Raw genomic sequence first — 2,944 nt, 5'->3', positions numbered from 1 at the left:
GCAATTAAAGGTCTGACATAAGGCTTTCTAACTTTCTTAAAAATCTTATTTTTTCAATCCTATAAGGTGTTTGTGTTTTTGCAAGTTTATTATTTTGCTCTTGTGCTAAATCACTTTTAACCCAATTAATAATATCTCTTATTTTCTTTTCCTTTAACTGTTCGCTTTGCCGTATAACTACTGATAAATTTAATTGCTTTTCCATTCTATTTATATAGAGAAGTGCCATTACTTTTAGCGTTTCATAATTTCCATCGTTCATTATATTTAAACAATCTTTAATAAATGCTATTTGTTCTTTTACTATTTTATTCATTTTTATTTATTTAGGTTTGTTAATATTCAATAGCAACTAATTTTACCAAAATACAGTTAGCAGAAATAAAAATTAAAAAATATTAGTTGTATATAAACCAACAATTTTTCCATTGTTTGCCTTGTCTGTTTTCCCAAAAAAAATCCTCATCAAGTTTGTTACCGCTTTCATCTAATAATACTCTATTAACTCTTTTTATGTATTCACTATCGTTAAAAAATCTATGAGATATTAATTTACCTTCGTTTAACCACTTTTTTGCTGTTTCTATTTTCATTTTTTTTGCTTTTGTTATTAATTCTATTTTCTAATCATTTACTAATACAGTTGTAATGTAATATGCACTTGCCTTGCAAGTCCTTTAACCTGTCTTTTATTTGCCAAATTTACAAAACTTATTTGAATAAACAATACTTTTTTTAATTTATTTTTAAAATCAATCATTACTATTTAACCAGTGATCTATTTCTTCACTTGTTTCAAACGCTTCATTAACACTTAATTTAGGTAATTCAATTTCTTTTATTTCATCTATATTTATACCTTTCCTATGGTAATCTATTTTTGTGAATGGAGTTATACCGTTAAACAAATATCTATTCATTCTTATATCAAAATTAATATTATCAATATCTTGCGGAATACCTACTAACTTTTGTTTTTTAATCTTCTGGCTTCCAAATATCACTTCACTATCTTTAAAGTCTAAAGCTCTATTTGGTCGCCAAACGAATAAAACATTATCAGCCTTATCAGCAAAAGTGCCACCACCTTTTATATTATTTAACATTGGTTTATGATAACGACCTTCATCATTTTCATTTTTACGAGCTGTTAATTGATGTGCAACTAAATTAATACTTATATCATTTTCAACTGCAAATCTTTTTAATATAGCCATAAATCTACTTATATATAAATCCTCACGCTCTCCGTTTTTCATCATGTGCTCAATAGTATTGTAAGGGTCAATTATAAGGGTTCTAATACCTTTTTTTCTAACCAAGTACCGTACACGTTCAAAAATAGATTCAAGTTTAAAATCATTTTCTGGATGAACTAAAAAGAAATTATTTTCTACAAAGCTCATACCTTCATTAAAATCATCTTCACACATATAATTATTAGTGTAATAAGGGTCACAACTTTTACCTATATACATTTCAATAATATCATTAAAGAAATCTTTTATAGGGAAATTCTCAGGACTAAAAACAGCTACTTTTGCATTTTCCCAATAAGCACGAATTGTGCAAAGTTGATTTAATAATAATGATTTACCTTCGTTTTGATAACCAGTCCATAAATTAACCTCTCCACCTCTCCAAGTCCAAGCATTATCCATTTCTGAAATATATGTAGTTGTTCCCCTATCTTGTCCATATTTATAGGAATGTATCATATCTTTACGAGCATCAGCAACACTAAATATTCCTTCTATTTTAACATCTTTAGCTTTTACTATTGTATTAGATAGTTCATCTTTACCATATTTAATAAGATAATCGTTAGCATCTTTACAATCTTTAAAATCTACTATCTTACATTTTTCAGCTCCAAATCTACGTATCAATTCTTTTTGTCCGTGAATACCAGCAGCATCATTATCAACTGCTAAATAAATAACTTCTTTATTTTCAAAGTAATTATAATAATTATCTAAATAATCTAAAGAAATATCACCTTTTAAATTAAAACCATTAGGAACTGATACACAATTAATATATCCAGCAGTAACAAATGAAAGTACATCAAATTCACCTTCAACAATTATACATTCCTTAGATGTTGCAATGTTATCAATATTATAAAATATCTTTTCAGCACCTTTAAATAGTTTGAAATGTTTATAGGCATCTCTATATTTTACATTTATTAATTCATTTTCAAGGTAATAATCAAAACATATTACATTCTCTTCTTTTTTTGTTTGTGGCATCCATTCTTTAGCCTCACGTATTTTTAACGTATTTAAAGCACTTTTACTTATAGACCTAATATCTAACATATATTTTAAAAGTTTATCGCTTAAATCTAATTTAGGAGTGTTTAAAATAGGTTTAATATACTCTTTTATAACTTGCTTTGATTTATATGTATGCAGTTGTATGGTTTCTCCACAATGATTACATTGTCCTAATCCAGTATCCCAATGAACTGACATACATTTATCAGTTTTCTTTTTTCTGTCTTGTGAACATTTAGGACAAATTGATGTTTTAGCCTTTTCAGCTATTGAATAAATATTATATTCATTTATTTCAAATCCGTTTATTTCCATTATACTTGATTTGTTTTACCCATTTTCTTTACTCTGAATTTAGATAAATCTTGTTTACCTAACCAATTTATAAAATGGCTTTTAAATTGTTTTAAATTACTCTTTTGCTCTTCCATTGTTATTAAATGGTTTTCAAATGTAGTAATAAATAATTTAATAACATCAATTTTTATTTTATTTTGCATTGCCGAAACTTCTAACCATTGATTATCATTTATACAATTATTTAAAAAATCTGTATTATTAATACTTTTAATATCTTTAACTGTATCTTTAACTGTATCTTTAACTGTTACAGTTGAATCCGTTGAACGACTTTCAACGTTCGTTAACGTTCGTTGCTTTTT

General features: G+C 26.2%; 4 protein-coding genes. All 4 read right to left on the bottom strand.

Annotated features, from left to right (window positions below):
• Positions 1 to 4: 4 nt before the first annotated feature.
• The gene (locus tag Q0352_RS07760) at positions 5 to 316 is read right to left on the bottom strand and encodes a hypothetical protein (protein ID WP_299526155.1); all 312 of its coding nucleotides are present in this window, start codon (positions 314 to 316) and stop codon (positions 5 to 7) included.
• Positions 317 to 398: 82 nt separating this feature from the next.
• The gene (locus Q0352_RS07755; protein ID WP_299526152.1) at positions 399 to 593 is read right to left on the bottom strand and encodes a hypothetical protein; all 195 of its coding nucleotides are present in this window, start codon (positions 591 to 593) and stop codon (positions 399 to 401) included.
• 159 nt (positions 594 to 752) lie between these two features.
• Positions 753 to 2,597: a toprim domain-containing protein gene (locus Q0352_RS07750; RefSeq protein WP_299526149.1), complete on the bottom strand. Its 1,845-nt coding sequence runs from the start codon at positions 2,595 to 2,597 to the stop codon at positions 753 to 755.
• The coding region (locus Q0352_RS07745) for a hypothetical protein (RefSeq protein WP_299526146.1) at positions 2,597 to 2,944 on the bottom strand (348 nt) is incomplete at its 5' end. The genes Q0352_RS07745 and Q0352_RS07750, both read right to left, overlap by 1 nt.

The sequence above is a fragment of the uncultured Lutibacter sp. genome (assembly GCF_937891065.1).
Lineage (GTDB): Bacteria > Bacteroidota > Bacteroidia > Flavobacteriales > Flavobacteriaceae > Lutibacter.
The sequence above is the reverse complement of the archived record's forward strand: the minus strand, read 5'-3'. Positions and strand labels throughout refer to the sequence as shown.

Excerpts from the sequence above, each read along its gene's own strand:
- Q0352_RS07755 (WP_299526152.1), bottom strand. The coding sequence starts at position 593 with ATGAAAATAGAAACAGCAAAAAAGTGGTTAAACGAAGGTAAATTAATA.
- Q0352_RS07750 (WP_299526149.1), bottom strand. The coding sequence starts at position 2,597 with ATGGAAATAAACGGATTTGAAATAAATGAATATAATATTTATTCAATA.
- Q0352_RS07760 (WP_299526155.1), bottom strand. The coding sequence starts at position 316 with ATGAATAAAATAGTAAAAGAACAAATAGCATTTATTAAAGATTGTTTA.